This window comes from Streptomyces crystallinus (assembly GCF_039521265.1).
In the GTDB taxonomy this organism is placed as follows: Bacteria; Actinomycetota; Actinomycetes; order Streptomycetales; family Streptomycetaceae; genus Streptomyces; species Streptomyces crystallinus.
The window spans coordinates 143,591-159,356 of the sequence record NZ_BAAACA010000037.1; the positions used below are offsets into that span (position 1 = coordinate 143,591).

Here is a 15,766-nt window from a genome sequence, read left to right on the forward strand (position 1 = left end):
ATGGTGCGATCAGCAACGCGGCCAAGTCTACACAGTTTCCCGGGGTGCTCCTGACCACCCCTGTTCGAGGGAGTCGTGCAGCTCAGGTGCACTTCTTGTCGGCGGGCGGGGGTGTGCCCTCCAGGAGGTAGGTGTTGATCGCGGTGTCGATGCAGTCGCTGCCGCGGCCGTACGCCGTGTGGCCGTCGCCGTCGTAGGTGAGGAGGCGGCCGGAGGAGAGCTGGGAGGCGAGGGACTTCGCCCACTTGTACGGGGTGGCGGGGTCGCGGGTGGTGCCGACCACCACGATCGGGGCGGCGCCCTTCGCCTCGATGCGGTGCGGGGTGCCGGTGGCCTTCACCGGCCAGTACGCGCAGTTCAGGATCGCCCAGGCGAAGCCCTCGCCGAAGACCGGGGAGGCCTTCTGGAAGGACGGGAGCGCGGCGGCGACCGCGTCGGGGCCGGAGAAGGCGGGGGGCAGGTCCAGGCAGTTCACGGCCGCGTTGGCGTACATGAGGTTGGCGTACTTACCCTCCGCGTCCCGCTCGTAGTACGAGTCGGCGAGGGTCAGCAGGCCGCCGCCGTCGCCGTGCGTCGCGCGCGTGAGGCTGCTGCGCAGCTCGGGCCAGGTCGTCTCGTCGTACATCGCGGCGATCACACCGGTCGTGGCGAGCGCCTCGCCGAGCTTGCGGGACTCGCCCGTGTCGACCGGCTTCGCGTCGAGGTCCGCGAAGAACTTCTTCAGGCGCGTCGACGCGTCCGCCACCGATGTCGTGCCCAGCGGGCAGTCCGTGCGCCGCACGCAGTCCGCCGCGAACGACTGGAACGCCGTCTCGAAGCCCGCCGTCTGGTCGCGGTTCATCTCCAGGGCCGGCAGCGACGGGTCCATCGCGCCGTCCAGCACCAGGCGGCCGGTGCGGTCCGGGAACAGCTCGGCGTAGGTCGCGCCCAGGAACGTGCCGTAGGAGGCGCCCACGTAGTGCAGCTTCTCGTCGCCGAGCAGCTGCCGCAGGATGTCCATGTCACGCGCCGCCTCGACCGTGGAGACATGCGGCAGCACCTTCCCGGAGTGTTTCTCGCAGCCGCGCGCGAAGTTGCGGAACGACGTCTCCAGGGCCCGCTTCTCGCCTTCGTCGTCCGGGGTCTGGTCGACCTGGGTGTACGCGTCCATCTGCCCGCTCGACAGGCACTCGACCGGCTCACTGCGGGCCACCCCGCGCGGGTCGACGGCCACCATGTCGTACCGGGCCCGCACCGGGGCGGGGTAGCCGAGGCCCGCGTACTGCTGGAGGTAGCCGACCGCCGAGCCGCCCGGGCCGCCCGGGTTGACCAGGAGCGAACCGATCCGCTTGCCCGGGCCCGTGGCCTTCTTGCGCGCGACCGCCAGGTCGATGGAGGGGCCGGTCGGCTTGGCGTAGTCGAGCGGCGCCTTCATCGTGGAGCACTCGAAGCCCGGGACGCCGCACGCCCGCCAGCTGAGCTTCTGCTGGTAGTACGGGCGCAGGGCGGCGGCCGACGTCTGGGCGCCCCCGGCCGAGGCGGTGGACGCGGTCGCAGTGGTGGACGAGCCGCCCGACGAGCAGCCGGAGGCGAGCAGCCCGGCGGTCACGACGGCGAGGGCGGAGAAACGAAACAGACGCCTGGAGTCCATCCCCGGAGCGTAACCGGGGAGTGACGGCACGTGCCCTGTCGGCGGGCGGACGAGGGCTCGTACGAGTGAGGCGGTGAACGTACGGGGGAGGTCGACGGGGGTGGTGCAGCGGGGGTGGTGCAACGGGGGTGGTGGGTGAGCGGCACGACCACCGGCGGCCGGAGCCATCCCCGTCGGCTGGGGCCGTCCCGGTCAGCCGGGGCCGTCCCGGTCAGCCGGGGCCGTCCCGGTCAGCCGGGGCCGTCCCGGTCAGCCGGGGCCGTCCCGGTCAGCCGGGGCCGTCCCGGTCAGCCGGGGCCGTCCCGGTCGGCCGGGGCCGCCTCCCGGGCCCCCAGCCCCGGGCCCTGCCCCTACCCCGCCCGCAGCGCCAACGTCATCGCCTCCACCGCCAGCAGCGGTGCCACATTGCGGTCCAGCGCCTCGCGGCAGGCGAGCACCGCCTCTATACGGCGCAGGGTGGACTCGGGCGTCGAGGCGCGCGCGATGCGATCCACCCCGTCCCGTACCTCCTCGTTGGCCAGGGCCACACGGGAGCCCAGCTGGAGGGCCAGCACGTCGCGGTAGAAGCCGGTGAGCTCGGTGAGGGCGAGGTCCAGGCTGTCCCGCTGCGTACGCGTCTTGCGGCGCTTCTGGCGGTCCTCCAGTTCCTTCATCGCCCCCGCCGTGCCGCGCGGCATCCGCCCGCCCGCCTGGGCGCCGAGCGCCGCCTTCAGGTCCTCGGTCTCCTTGACGTCGACCTCCTCGGCGAGCTGCTTGGCGTCCTCGGTGGCGGTGTCGACCAGCTCCTGGGCGGCCTTGAGGCAGCCGCCCACGTCCTCGACCCGCAGCGGCACCTTCAGGACGGCGGCCCTGCGGGCACGCGCGCGCTCGTCCGTGGCCAGGCGGCGGGCCCGGCCGATGTGCCCCTGGGTGGCGCGGGCGGCGGCGAGGGCGGTCTCCGGCGGGATGCCGTCCCGGCGGATCAGCACATCGGCGACGGCCTCGACCGGCGGGGTCCGCAGCGTCAGGTGGCGGCAGCGCGAGCGGATCGTCGGCAGCACGTCCTCCAGCGAAGGCGCGCACAGCAGCCACACCGTACGCGGCGCGGGCTCCTCCACGGCCTTCAGGAGAACGTTGCCCGCGCCCTCGGTGAGCCGGTCCGCGTCCTCCAGGACGATCACCTGCCAGCGGCCGACGGCGGGCGAGAGCTGCGCGCGCCGGACCAGGTCGCGGGTCTCCTTGACGCCGATGGAGAGCAGGTCGGTGCGGACGATCTCGACGTCCGCGTGCGTGCCGACCAGCGTGGTGTGGCAGCCGTCGCAGAAGCCGCAGCCCGGCTGGCCGCCCAGCGCCCGGTCCGGGCTGACGCACTGGAGCGCGGCGGCGAACGCGCGCGCGGCCGTCGGTCCGCCCGAGCCGGGCGGACCGGTGAACAGCCACGCGTGCGTCATCTTCGATGCGTCCGGGGCGGCCTCGCCGGACGAGGCGGCGGTCACCAGCGCGTCGGCGTCGCGTGCGGCAGCGGCCAGCTGCTCCTGCACCCGGTCCTGGCCGACCAGGTCGTCCCACACCGTCATGGGTCACCGCCTCCGCGCTCTGTTCCGCCCCGTACGTCCCCGCTACGACCCCATTGTGAGGGAGGGGTCGGACAATCCCGCTCAGGGCGGCCTTCCCGCAGGTCAACGACGGTGACCCGGTCACAGGTCACGGGCTGCGGCAGCGGCGGAACCAGCGGCCGCGCCCCGCCCGCAGGCCACCGCCGACGACCCCGGCGGAACCAACAGCCGTGACCCGGCCGCCCACAGGTCAGCGGCGGCCAAGCCAGCGGGCCCGGCAGCCGTGACCCGCCCACACGTCAGCGGCGCGGCGACCCCGCCAGGACCGACAGCGGCGACCTGCCCGCAGATCACGGCCCCGCCCCCAGCGGAACCAACCACCGTGCCCCGGCCGCCCGCAGGTCAGCGGCGGCCAAGCCAGCGGGTCCGGCAGCCGTGACCCGCCCCCACGTCAGCGGCGGCGCCCCCTGCGGTCGTCGTCCTCGTCCGGGTGCGGCCCGAGCAGTTCGTCAGCGAGGGTGGGGAGATCGTCCAGGGGGGTCTCCTCCGCCCAGTCCGAACGCCGCCTGGGCCGACGGCCCCGCTCCGCCTCCGGCTCCCGACCCGCCCCGGGCTCGGCGCCCAGTTGCTGGGGGTCGACCTGCGGCAGCTCGCGCGTCCGCTCGTTCGGGCGCTCAGGCTGCTGCTCGTCGCGGAAGATCCCCGGCGGGAAGCGGTCCGCGTCCCGCGCCGAGCCCGAACCCGCCGCCTCCCGCACGGACGGCAGCACCGTCGTCTCGTCGGCGTCGGCGTCGGCGTCGGCGCCCCGCGCCCCCTCCCGTACAGGCGGCAGCACGGTCGTCTCGTCCGCGTCCTTCACGGACGGCAGCACCGTCGTCTCCTCGGCATCGGCCGGGACCTGCGGCAGCACCGTGGTCTCGGCGGAGTCCGGGGCGGCCTTGCCCGGCACCCGGACTTCCTGCGTGACCTCGTTGGGGCTCACCTCGGGGTCCGCGGACGGGTTCACGGACGGGTCCACGGACGGACCCGCAGAGGGGTCCGCGGACGGGTCCACGACGGGCGTCGGCACCGTCACCTCGGAGGCCGACTCCCCCACGGGCTTCCGCTTCGCGCGCGTGGCCGAAGCAGGCGCGGCCGACGTGCCCGCCGCGTCCTTGGCAGCGGCCGGGGCCGGGGCAGAGGGAGACGCGGTGGCGGCCGTGGCCGTCGCCGCTGCGGCGGCCGCGGCGGTCGCCGCCTCCGCCAGGCGCCGGGCCTCCTCCGCCCGCCGCAGCGCCTCCTCGGCCTTGCGCTGCTTCTCCAGGCGGCGCTCCTCGGCCTCGGCGCGCAGCCGGGCCTGCTCCTCGTGCTCCTTGCGCAACCGCTCCTGCTCGGCGGCGGCGGCCTTGGCCTCCGCCTCGCGCCGGACACGCTCCTCCTCGGCGAGGCGCCTGGCCTCCTCGGCCCGCGCCCGGGCCTCCTCGGCCTGGCGCTCCTCCTCGCGGCGGCGCGCCTCCTCCAGCTCGCGCCGCTTGCGCTCCTCCTCCTCGGCGCGCAGCTTGGCGAGCTGCGCCTGGCGCTCGCGCTCCAGGCGCTCCTCCTCGGCCTTGCGCGCGGCCTCTTCCTCGGCCCTGCGCCGGGCCTCCTCCTCGGCCGCCTTGCGCGCCTCCTCCTGGGCCTTCACCTCGGCCTCGGAGAGCGGCAGCACCTGGTCGAGCCGGTGGCGTACGACGGTGGTGACCGCCTCGGGCTCCTGGCCCGCGTCCACCACCAGGTAGCGGGACGGGTCGGCGGCGGCGAGGGTGAGGAACCCGGCACGTACGCGCGCGTGGAACTCGGGCGGCTCCGACTCCAGCCGGTCCGGCGCCTCCGTGAACCGCTCGCGGGCGGTCTCCGGCGCCACGTCGAGGAGCACCGTCAGGTGCGGTACGAGACCGCCGGTCGCCCAGCGGTTGATCCGGGCGATCTCGGTCGGCGACAGATCGCGGCCGGCGCCCTGGTAGGCGACGGAGGAGTCGATGTAGCGGTCCGAGATGACGATCGCGCCGCGCTCCAGGGCGGGGCGGACCAGCGAGTCGATGTGCTCGGCGCGGTCCGCCGCGTACAGCAGGGCCTCCGCGCGGTTGGAGAGCCCGGCGCTGGAGACGTCGAGCAGGATCGAGCGCAGCCGCTTGCCGACCGGGGTCGCGCCCGGCTCACGGGTCACCACGACCTCGTGGCCCTTGGCCCTTATCCACTCGGCCAGCGCCTGCGCCTGCGTCGACTTGCCCGCGCCGTCGCCGCCCTCCAGAGCGATGAAGAAGCCGGTGGCGGCCGGGGCCTGGGCCGGGTCGGCGCCGCGCACCGCGTCCCGCAGATCGCGCCGCAGCGGCACGCCCTGCCGGTCGTCGGTCTTGGCCAGGACGACCGCGGCGACCGGCAGCAGCAGCGCGCCGGCCAGCATCAGCGTGAAGCCGGCGCCGCCGTGCGCGAAGACGAACCCGTCGCCCGCGAGCCGGTGCGGGCCGATGGCGGCGGCGACCAGCGGGGCGAGGATCGCGCCGAGGCCGATCGCGACCCGGGCGACCGCCTGGAGGTGGTCGGTGGTGCGGGCCCGGCGGTACTCCTCGGTCTCCTGGTCGATCAGCGTGTGGCCGCTGTTGGCGGCGACACCGGCCGCGAGACCGGCGGCCAGCGCGATGAACAGCACGGTCGCCGTGTCCGGCACCAGGCCCATCGCGAGCAGCGCGACACCCGTGACGGCGATCGCGAGCGCGAGCAGCCGGCGCCGCGACAGCACCGGCAGCACCTTGGGCGCCACCCGGACGCCGACGCCCGTGCCGCCCACCAGCGCCAGGACCAGCAGCGCGAACGAGGCCGGGCCGCCGTCCAGGTCGGCGGCGTGCAGTACGGCGACGGCCGCGGCGGCGGCGACGGCGCCCGCGACCGACCCGCAGGCCAGGACGAGCAGCGGCACCGCGCCCGTACGGCCCTTGTCGGGGCCCGCGCCGGTCGAGGGCCTGCGCAGGCCCTCCAGGGGCGAGCGGGCGCGCGGGGTCGGGGAGTCCGGGAGCTCCAGCAGCACCAATACGGAGACGGACGCGGCGAAGAGCCCGGCCGCCACATACGAGCCGAGGGCGGCCTGGTGCAGCGAGAACCAGTCGACGCCCTTGCCGAGCCCCATGCTCACCAGCGCGGCCACCAGCAGGGCGGCGGCCGCTGTCGGCACGGAGGCGAACGTCGTACGCAGCGACAGGCGCCGCAGCGCGTCCAGATGGTCCGGCAGGGGGCGCACGGCGGCGCCCTCCAGCGGGGGCGCGGGCAGCAGCGCGGGCGCCGCGCTCTCCTTGCACACCGTCCAGAACCGCTCCGCACCCCCGGCCACGAAGGCCGTGCCCAGCAGGAAGAACAGCGCGTTGTCGGGGGTCCAGTCGATCCACAGCGGCGCGATGATCAGCAGCGCGGCGCGCAGGCCGTCCGCCCCGACCATCGTCCAGCGCCGGTCGAGGGGACCGCTGGGCGCGGTCAGCGCGGAGACGGGTCCGAGCAGGACCGCCCCGAAGAGGAACGTCGCGAGGGCCCGGGCGCCGAGCACCGCGGCCACGGCGAAGGCCGCGCCCCGGTAGCCACCGCCGAGGGCGTCCTCCGAGACCGCCGCCTGCAGGGCGAGCAGCAGGAGGACGAGTACGGCGAGGGCGTCGCCGACACCGCCGACGAACTGCGCGCTCCACAACCGCCTGAGCGGCGGGATGCGCAACAGGGCCCGGACGGCGCGCTCGCGTGAGTCGGCGGCTAGGGCGTCGGAGACGGGGCTCACGACCGTGGGGGTCGCTCCTACGCCTTCGGAGCTCTGGGGATGCTCGGCTCGCGTCATCCGCCCAGCCTATCCGGAGCGCCCAGATCCCCGAGGGGCCGCCCGAACATACGGGCGGGATCCGCTCACCGGGACGCGGCCGGGGGCATCACCCCCGGCCGCGTACTCGGCGTCGTTTCGGCGCTGTCAGCGCCTGTGGCGCCTACTCGGCCGCGGCCGTCTTCTTCGCGGCCGTCTTCTTGGCCGGAGCCTTCTTGGCCGTGGCCGCGGTCTTCTTGGCGGCCGTCTTCTTCGCCGCGGTCTTCTTCGCGGGTGCCTTCTTGGCCGTGGCCTTCTTCGCCGTCTTCTTGGCGGGGCCCTTGGCCCGCTTCTCGGCGAGCAGCTCGTAGCCGCGCTCCGGAGTGATGTCCTCCACGCTGTCGCCGGTCCGCAGGGTCGCGTTGGTCTCGCCGTCCGTGACGTACGGACCGAAGCGCCCGTCCTTCACGACGACCGGCTTCTCGCTGACCGGGTCGGTGCCGAGCTCCTTGAGCGGCGGCTTGGCGGCGGCGCGGCCGCGCGCCTTCGGCTGCGCGTAGATCGCCAGCGCCTCTTCCAGGGTGATGGAGAAGAGCTGGTCCTCCGACTCCAGCGAGCGCGAGTCCGTGCCCTTCTTCAGATACGGCCCGTACCGCCCGTTCTGCGCGGTGATCTCGACGCCCTCGGCGTCGGCGCCCACCACGCGCGGCAGCGACATCAGCTTCAGCGCGTCCTCGAGCGTGACCGTGTCCAGGGACATCGTCTTGAAGAGCGAGGCGGTGCGCGGCTTCACCGCGTTCTTGCCCGTCTTCGGGGTGCCCTCGGGCAGGATCTCGGTGACATACGGCCCGTACCGGCCGTCCTTCGCCACGATCTGGTGGCCGCTCACCGGGTCCGCGCCCAGCTCGAAGTCGCCGCTCGGCTTGGCCAGCAGCTCCTCCGCGAGCTCCACCGTCAGCTCGTCGGGTGCCAGGTCCTCGGGCACGTCGGCGCGCTGGTGGCCCTCGGCGTCCTTCTCCCCGCGCTCGATGTACGGCCCGTACCGCCCGACGCGCAGCACGATCCCGCTGCCGACGGGGAAGGACGAGATCTCTCGCGCGTCGATCGCGCCGAGGTCCGTCACCAGCTCCTTGAGGCCGCCGAGGTGGTCCCCGTCGCCGTTCCCGGCGTCGGAGGCGGCGCCCGCGCCGGCCTCGCCCTCGCCGAAGTAGAAGCGCTTGAGCCACGGCACCGACTGGGCCTCGCCGCGCGCGATGCGGTCGAGGTCGTCCTCCATGCGCGCGGTGAAGTCGTAGTCGACCAGCCGGCCGAAGTGCTTCTCCAGCAGGTTGACGACGGCGAAGCTCAGGAAGGACGGCACCAGGGCCGTGCCCTTCTTGAAGACATAGCCGCGGTCGAGGATCGTGCCGATGATCGACGCGTACGTCGACGGACGGCCGATCTCGCGCTCTTCGAGCTCCTTGACCAGGGAGGCCTCGGTGTAGCGGGCCGGCGGCTTGGTCGCGTGGCCGTCCGCGGTGATCTCCTGGGCCGACAGCGCGTCGCCCTCGGCGACCTGGGGCAGCCGCCGCTCGCGGTCGTCCAGCTCCGCGTTCGGGTCGTCGGCGCCCTCGACGTAGGCCTTCATGAAGCCGTGGAAGGTGATCGTCTTGCCGGACGCGGTGAACTCCGCGTCCCGCCCGTCGCTCGCCCGGCCCGCGATCTTCACGGTGACGGAGTTGCCCGTCGCGTCCTTCATCTGGGAGGCGACCGTCCGCTTCCAGATCAGCTCGTAGAGCCGGAACTGGTCGCCGGTCAGACCGGTCTCCGCGGGGGTGCGGAAACGATCACCCGACGGACGGATCGCCTCGTGCGCCTCCTGCGCGTTCTTGACCTTCCCGGCGTACGTACGCGGCTTCTCCGGGAGGTAGTCCGCGCCGTACAGCTGCGTGACCTGCGCACGGGCCGCCGAGACCGCGGTCTCGGAGAGCGTGGTGGAGTCCGTACGCATATAGGTGATGAAGCCGTTCTCGTACAGCTTCTGGGCTACCTGCATGGTGGCCTTGGCCCCGAAGCCGAGCTTGCGGGAGGCCTCCTGCTGGAGGGTCGTCGTACGGAACGGGGCGTACGGCGAGCGGCGGTAGGGCTTGGACTCGACCGAGCGCACGGCGAAGGCCGAGTCGGCGAGGGCGGCGGCCAGTGCCCTGGCGTTGGTCTCGTCGAGGTGGAGGACGTCGCTCTTCAGTTTTCCGTCGGGACCGAAGTCGCGGCCCTGCGCCACCCGGCGGCCGTCGACCGACGCGAGCCGTGCCACCAGCGAGGACGGGTCGGAGGCGTCGCCCGCCCGGCCGGTGGAGAACGTCCCGGTCAGGTCCCAGTACTCAGCAGAACGAAAAGCGATGCGCTCGCGTTCCCGCTCCACCACGAGCCGGGTCGCCACCGACTGGACGCGGCCCGCCGAGAGCCTCGGCATGACCTTCTTCCACAGCACCGGCGAGACCTCGTAGCCGTAGAGGCGGTCGAGGATGCGGCGGGTCTCCTGGGCGTCGACCATGCGCTGGTTGAGCTCGCGCGGGTTGGCGACGGCGTCCCGGATGGCGTCCTTGGTGATCTCGTGGAAGACCATCCGGTGGACCGGGACCTTGGGCTTGAGGACTTCCTGGAGGTGCCACGCGATGGCCTCGCCCTCGCGGTCCTCATCGGTGGCGAGGAAGAGCTCGTCCGACTCGGCCAGCAGGTCCTTCAGCTTCTTGACCTGGGCCTTCTTGTCGGCGTTGACGACATAGATGGGCTGGAAGTCATGCTCGACGTCCACGCCGAGGCGGCGCACCTCGCCGGTGTACTTGTCGGGCACCTCGGCGGCGCCGTTCGGGAGGTCGCGGATGTGCCCGACGCTCGCCTCGACGACATAACCGGGGCCCAGGTAGCCCTTGATCGTCTTCGCCTTGGCAGGAGACTCGACGATGACGAGTCGGCGGCCGCCCTTTGCGGTCTCGCTGGTCGGGGACAACTTCGCTCTTCTCTCCGGTCGGCACTCGGGTGGCACGTACGAGCTGTACGGTCGCTGCGGAGTGTGACGGTACAACCCGCCCCCGTGTCAAACAGCAAAAGCCCGCAGCGGCCACTCGAACGGTAACCCGACTTACGGCGAGTCTGCCGCCTGGACCGTCCCGATCCGTTCTGAAAAGCGTTTCGTCCCAGCGGCGACCTGGGCACGAGCCCGTCCGGCCCGGCGCGGCGCCACGGCGGGCCGCGGCGCGCGCGAGGGCACCGCCGGAGCTCACAGGCGTGTGAAGCACCACACCCCGGCGAGCAGGAGGACCGCGCCGAAGAAGACGGCCAGCACCGCCGAGGCCAGCGGCCCCGCGCCGTCCGCCACCGGCGCCCCGTGCCGCAGCCGGGCCCCCGTCCACAGCAGCAGCGCGCCGCCGAACAGGACGAAAACCGTCCCCGCGAACACGGCCGGACCGGCCTCCGCCCCACCCATCCCGTTCATGGCGCGGATCCTGGCACCCGCGGGAGGAGCCCCGGCGAACTCCAGGTGAACGGCCACCCCTCCATCCGGCCCACTGCGGGGCCTCCGGGCGTGTTGGGGCGGTTGTGCCTCGGGCGGGCGGCTGGGACGGGTGGTGCGGCGGGGCGCGGTGGACTCCGGCGGGGTTGGCCGAATTCACACCCTTGTTTTCCCTCCCCGCCGCCGACGGCTTCCGCCGGGGCGCCCCCGCCGCATGCCGGAGCGCCCCTACCTCACCTGTCGTACGCCGCCCCTTCGCGCGCGCCCGTCCCGGCGGCGGCCCAGCGGCGCACGCGTCACTCCCCGACCGGCTCCAAAAAGCCCTGGCCGACCAGCATCCGGATCGACTCGGGGGTGCGGTCGCGCAGCCGGACCGGGTCCTCCCCGAGCAGCTGGGCGATGGCGTCCAGGATCCGGCCGGCGTCCAACTGGCCGTCGCAGACGCCCGCGAAGCCCGCGCCGACGGTGTCCACGGTGGTCGCCCGGCGCATGCCCCGGTTCTGCCGCAGCACCACGTGCTCCGGGTCCTCGGCGCCCGGCAGCCCGACCTGCTCCTGCACCACCTCGTCGGCGAGCCGAAACCGGTCGCCGAGCAGGGCCGCGTCGTCGTGGGTGCGCAGATACTCCTGGCGGGCGAAGTGCGCCCGGATGGCCTCTCCGAGCGGCTGCTCGACCGGGTGCGGCCACTCCTCGACGGTGACCGAGGGCTGCTCGGACCCCGACTTGTGCAGCGTGATCCAGCCGAAGCCGATCGCCTTCGTCCTGCGCGCCTCGAACTCGTCGAGCCACGCCTCGTACCGCTCCGCGTAGGCCTCGGGGCCGGTGCGGTGGTCGCCGGCGTCCCTGAGCCACAGCTCCGCGTACTGCGTGACGTCCTGGACCTCGCGCTGCACGATCCAGGCGTCGCAGCCGCGCGGCACCCAGGAGCGCAGCCGCTCCTGCCACTCCTCGCCCTCCACGTGCTGCCAGTTGGCGAGGAACTGCGCGTATCCACCCTCGTTCAGCCGGTCTCCCGCCTGCTGGACGAGCGTGCGGCACAGGTCGTCCCCGCCCATGCCGCCGTCGCGGTACGTGAGGCGGGCGCCCGGGGAGATGACGAACGGCGGGTTGGACACGATCAGGTCGAACGTCTCGGAGCCGACCGGCTCGTAGAGCGAGCCCTCGCGCAGCTCCGCCTCGGGCGCGCCGGACAGGGCGAGGGTGAGCCGGGTGAAGGCGAGCGCGCGCGGGTTGAGGTCGGTGGCGGTGACCCGGGTGGCATGCTGCGCCGCGTGCAGCGCCTGGATGCCGGAGCCGGTGCCCAGGTCCAGGGCGGAGGCCACCGGGGTGCGCACGGTGAGCCCGGCGAGCGTGGTGGAGGCGCCGCCGACGCCGAGGACCATGCCCTCGTCGCGCCCGCTCGCCCCGCCCGCGCCACCGACCGCGCAGCCGAGGTCGGAGACGATGAACCAGTCCTCGCCCTCGGGGCCGCCGTACGGACGCACGTCAACGGTGGCGCGCACCTCGTCGCCCGTCCGGACGAGCCAGCCGTCCTCCAAGGCCTCGTCGCCCGGCAGGGCCGCTCTGGCGCGCTCGTACGCCACGGGCTGCTGGAGCAGGAACAGCCGTACGAGCGTGTCGAGCGGCGCGTCGCCCCGCGTGGCCCGCAGGGCGGGCACGGTCTCGCTGCGGGCCAGCGCCGCGTAGGCGGGGGCGCCGAGCAGGTCGAGCAGGCCGTCGGCGGTGAAGTCGGCCGCGAGCAGGGCGTCGCGCAGCCGGGCGGCGCGGTCGGGCACGGGCAGGCCGGCGGGCGAGGTGGCGGAAACACTGGTCGTACTCACCCCGCCATTGTGGCGGCTGGCACTGACAAACACCCACGGCCCGGCACCCACATGGGTCCGGGCCGTCCGAAAGGGCGCTTCGCGCGCGGTGGGGCCGCCGCGGTCCGGTGCTGCTCGGCCGCCGCGGCCCGGGGGCTACTCGCCGCTCGACGAGGACGACGGCTTGGCCGAGTCGGAGGGCTTCGCCGACTCCGAGGCCTTGGCGGACTCCGAGGGCTTCGCCGACCCGGACGGCTTGGCCGACTGCGAGGCCGAGCCCGAGGGTGAGGCCTGCTTGGAGGCGTCGCCGCCGGCGGCGGGCGAGGCCGAGGAGGGCGCGGAGGCGTTCTGCTTGCGGCAGCCGGGCTGCTTCTGCATGGCCTTGCCGAGGTCGCCGGACTCCAGCCTCTTGAGGGCGTCGTCGCTGCTCTTGCTGATGGTGTTCAGCTGGTCGGCGACGCCCTTGAGGCCGTCGGCGAACTTCGCCTGGTCGCCGGTGTCGAGCGCGTCGACCTTCTTCTTGAGGTCGGCGTACGAGGTGGACGACGCGGTCAGCTCCTTGACCGCCTCCTGCTGCGTCTTGTCGCCGTCCTTGACGGGCGGCACGCCGGCCTTGTCGAGGCTGCCGGCAAGCGACTTGTACGCGTCGGAGATCTGCTGGAAGGCAGTCGAGTCGGTCTTCTGGACGTCGGCCGGCTTGCTCTCGTCGGCCGTCTGCTTCTCGATGGCGGCGTTGGCGTCCGTGATCTTCTTGATCTGCGGCTGGGCCTGGTCGCAGAAGGTCTTGGCCCAGTCGTTCACCTTCTTGTCGGAGTCGTCGTCGCCGCAACCCGACAGTGCGAGCACCAGTACCGCGCCGCCGGACAGTGCGGCCGCAAGCTTCTTGTTCACCGGATCGGTCCCTTCCAAGGCTCTCGGCCCCGGAACATACACGCCAAGTGGGCGACAACCGCGTGCCGTACGTCTGATCTGCTCGTATTTGCAGCCATTTGCACCAAGGGAGACAAGGCTCACGACCCGGCTGCCGACCCAAAGAGAGGGGCGGACGGTGCGTCAATCCGCACCGCCCGCCCGTCCTTGTCGCGCTGCCGCTACGAAACGACCGCCGGGTCAGGGGACTTGGCGGCCATCTCGTGGTTTCCCTCGTCACCCACCGCCACTCCGCGGCGCTTGGAGACGTAGACCGCGCCGACGATGACGGCCATGGCCAGCACCGCCACGACCGCGCGCACGGCGGGGCTGGCGTCCGCCCCGTAGCTGAACTTGACGATCGCGGGGGCGATCAGAAGCGCCACCAGGTTCATCACCTTCAGCAGCGGGTTGATGGCCGGGCCCGCGGTGTCCTTGAACGGGTCGCCCACCGTGTCGCCGATGACGGTGGCGGCATGGGCCTCACTGCCCTTGCCGCCGAAGTTGCCGTCCTCGACCATCTTCTTGGCGTTGTCCCACGCGCCACCGGAGTTGGCGAGGAAGACGGCCATCAGCGTGCCGGTGCCGATCGCGCCCGCGAGGTACGCGCCGAGCGCGCCGACGCCGAACGTGAAGCCGACCGCGATGGGCGCCAGCACCGCGAGCAAGCCGGGGGTTGCCAGCTCGCGGAGCGCGTCCTTCGTACAGATGTCGACGACTCGGCCGTACTCCGGCTGCTCGCTGTAGTCCATGATCCCGGGGTGCTCGCGGAACTGCCGCCGCACCTCGAAGACCACCGCGCCCGCCGACCGGGACACCGCGTTGATCGCGAGGCCCGAGAACAGGAAGACGACGGCCGCGCCCAGCATCAGACCCACCAGGTTGTTGGGCTGGGAGATGTCCATGCTGAGCGTCATCTCGCTGCCCTTGGCGCCCACGTCGTTCACCGCGGTGGCGATGGCGTCGCGGTACGAGCCGTACAGCGCCGCCGCCGCGAGGACCGCGGTGGCGATGGCGATGCCCTTGGTGATGGCCTTGGTGGTGTTGCCGACGGCGTCCAGGTCGGTGAGGACCTGGGCGCCGGCGCCCTCGACGTCGCCGGACATCTCGGCGATGCCCTGGGCGTTGTCGGAGACCGGGCCGAAGGTGTCCATGGCGACGATCACGCCGACCGTGGTGAGCAGACCGGTACCGGCCAGCGCCACCGCGAACAGCGCCAGCATGATCGAGGTGCCGCCCAGCAGGAAGGCCCCGTAGACGCTCAGACCGATCAGCAGGGCCGTGTAGACCGCCGACTCCAGGCCGATGGAGATACCCGCCAGGACGACCGTCGCGGGGCCCGTGAGCGACGACTTGCCGATGTCGCGGACGGGGCGCCGGGTGGTCTCGGTGAAGTACCCCGTCAGCTGCTGGATGACCGCGGCGAGCACGATGCCGATGGCCACCGCGACCAGCGCCAGGATCCGCGGGTCGCCGTCGTGCGACTTGATGGCGGAGTCGGTGACCCCGTCCAACTCGGCGTACGTGGACGGCAGATAGATGAAGACCGCCGCCGCCACCAGGGTGAGGGAGATCACCGCGGAGATGAAGAAGCCGCGGTTGATGGCGGACATCCCGCTGCGGTCGGCGCGCCGCGGGGCGACCGCGAAGATGCCGATCATCGCGGTGACCACGCCGATCGCCGGAACGATCAGCGGGAAGGCGAGGCCCGAGTCGCCGAAGGCCGCCTTGCCGAGGATCAGTGCGGCGACCAGGGTCACGGCGTAGGACTCGAAGAGGTCCGCCGCCATGCCCGCGCAGTCGCCGACGTTGTCGCCCACGTTGTCGGCGATGGTGGCGGCGTTCCTCGGGTCATCCTCCGGAATGCCCTGTTCCACCTTGCCGACGAGGTCGGCGCCGACGTCCGCCGCCTTGGTGAAGATGCCGCCGCCGACACGCATGAACATGGCGATCAGCGCGGCGCCGAGGCCGAAGCCTTCCAGCACCTTGGGGGCGTCCGCGGCGTAGACCAGGACGACGCAGGAGGCACCCAGCAGGCCGAGGCCCACCGTGAACATGCCGACCACGCCGCCCGTACGGAAAGCGATCTTCATGGCTTTGTGCGAAACGGCCGTGAGATCTTTTTCAGGTGCGCCTTCCGCGGGGGTCGCCTCACGGGCGGCGGCCGCCACGCGCACATTCGCGCGTACGGCCAGTCGCATGCCGACGTATCCGGTCGTCGCCGAGAAGAGCGCGCCGATCAGGAAGAAGGCAGACCGGCCCGCGCGCTGCGACCAGTTGTCGGCCGGCAGCAGGAAGAGCAGGAAGAACACCACGACGGCGAAGACGCCGAGAGTGCGCAGCTGCCGGGCCAGATAGGCATTCGCGCCTTCCTGTACGGCTGCCGCGATCTTCTTCATCGACTCGCTGCCCTCGCCGGCCGCCAGCACCTGGCGGACCAGCAGTTGGGCCACGACCAGGGCCGCGAGGGCCACGGCCGCGATGACGATCACGATCAACCGGTTGTCGTCGGTCAGAACCGCGGCCGCGAGTGAAGTGGGGTGATCGAGTTCTTGTGGGTTGAAGAGCCCCGCCATTCGTCCTCCTTGACGTTCAGAGCTCAAGATGTGG

At 73.0% G+C, this 15,766-nt stretch carries 8 protein-coding genes; all 8 read right to left on the reverse strand.

Translation table 11 applies throughout. The features are described from left to right. Positions 1 to 82: 82 nt before the first annotated feature. The gene (locus ABD236_RS25860; protein ID WP_344077383.1) at positions 83 to 1,630 is read right to left on the reverse strand and encodes an alpha/beta hydrolase; all 1,548 of its coding nucleotides are present in this window, start codon (positions 1,628 to 1,630) and stop codon (positions 83 to 85) included. Positions 1,631 to 1,980: 350 nt separating this feature from the next. Next, the gene (locus ABD236_RS25865; protein WP_344077385.1) at positions 1,981 to 3,186 is read right to left on the reverse strand and encodes a DNA polymerase III subunit delta'; all 1,206 of its coding nucleotides are present in this window, start codon (positions 3,184 to 3,186) and stop codon (positions 1,981 to 1,983) included. A gap of 430 nt (positions 3,187 to 3,616) precedes the next feature. After that, the gene (gene tmk, locus ABD236_RS25870; protein ID WP_344077388.1) at positions 3,617 to 6,997 is read right to left on the reverse strand and encodes a dTMP kinase; all 3,381 of its coding nucleotides are present in this window, start codon (positions 6,995 to 6,997) and stop codon (positions 3,617 to 3,619) included. Positions 6,998 to 7,139: 142 nt separating this feature from the next. After that, a complete protein-coding gene (topA, locus tag ABD236_RS25875; protein WP_344077390.1) occupies positions 7,140 to 9,944 on the reverse strand; it encodes a type I DNA topoisomerase in 2,805 nt (934 codons plus the stop codon). 270 nt (positions 9,945 to 10,214) lie between these two features. Continuing rightward, positions 10,215 to 10,430, reverse strand: a complete 216-nt coding sequence (locus ABD236_RS25880) for a hypothetical protein (RefSeq protein ID WP_344077392.1) — start codon at positions 10,428 to 10,430, stop codon at positions 10,215 to 10,217. A gap of 314 nt (positions 10,431 to 10,744) precedes the next feature. Beyond that, on the reverse strand, positions 10,745 to 12,268 hold the full coding sequence (locus ABD236_RS25885; RefSeq protein ID WP_344077394.1) for a DUF7059 domain-containing protein: 1,524 nt from the start codon (positions 12,266 to 12,268) through the stop codon (positions 10,745 to 10,747). A 135-nt stretch (positions 12,269 to 12,403) separates the two neighbouring features. Continuing rightward, entirely contained in the window at positions 12,404 to 13,138 is a 735-nt protein-coding gene (locus ABD236_RS25890) for a small secreted protein (protein WP_344077396.1), read from the reverse strand. 200 nt (positions 13,139 to 13,338) lie between these two features. After that, complete coding sequence (locus ABD236_RS25895) at positions 13,339 to 15,732, reverse strand: sodium-translocating pyrophosphatase (protein WP_344077398.1); 2,394 nt, start codon at positions 15,730 to 15,732, stop codon at positions 13,339 to 13,341. Between the last annotated feature and the right edge of the window lie 34 nt (positions 15,733 to 15,766).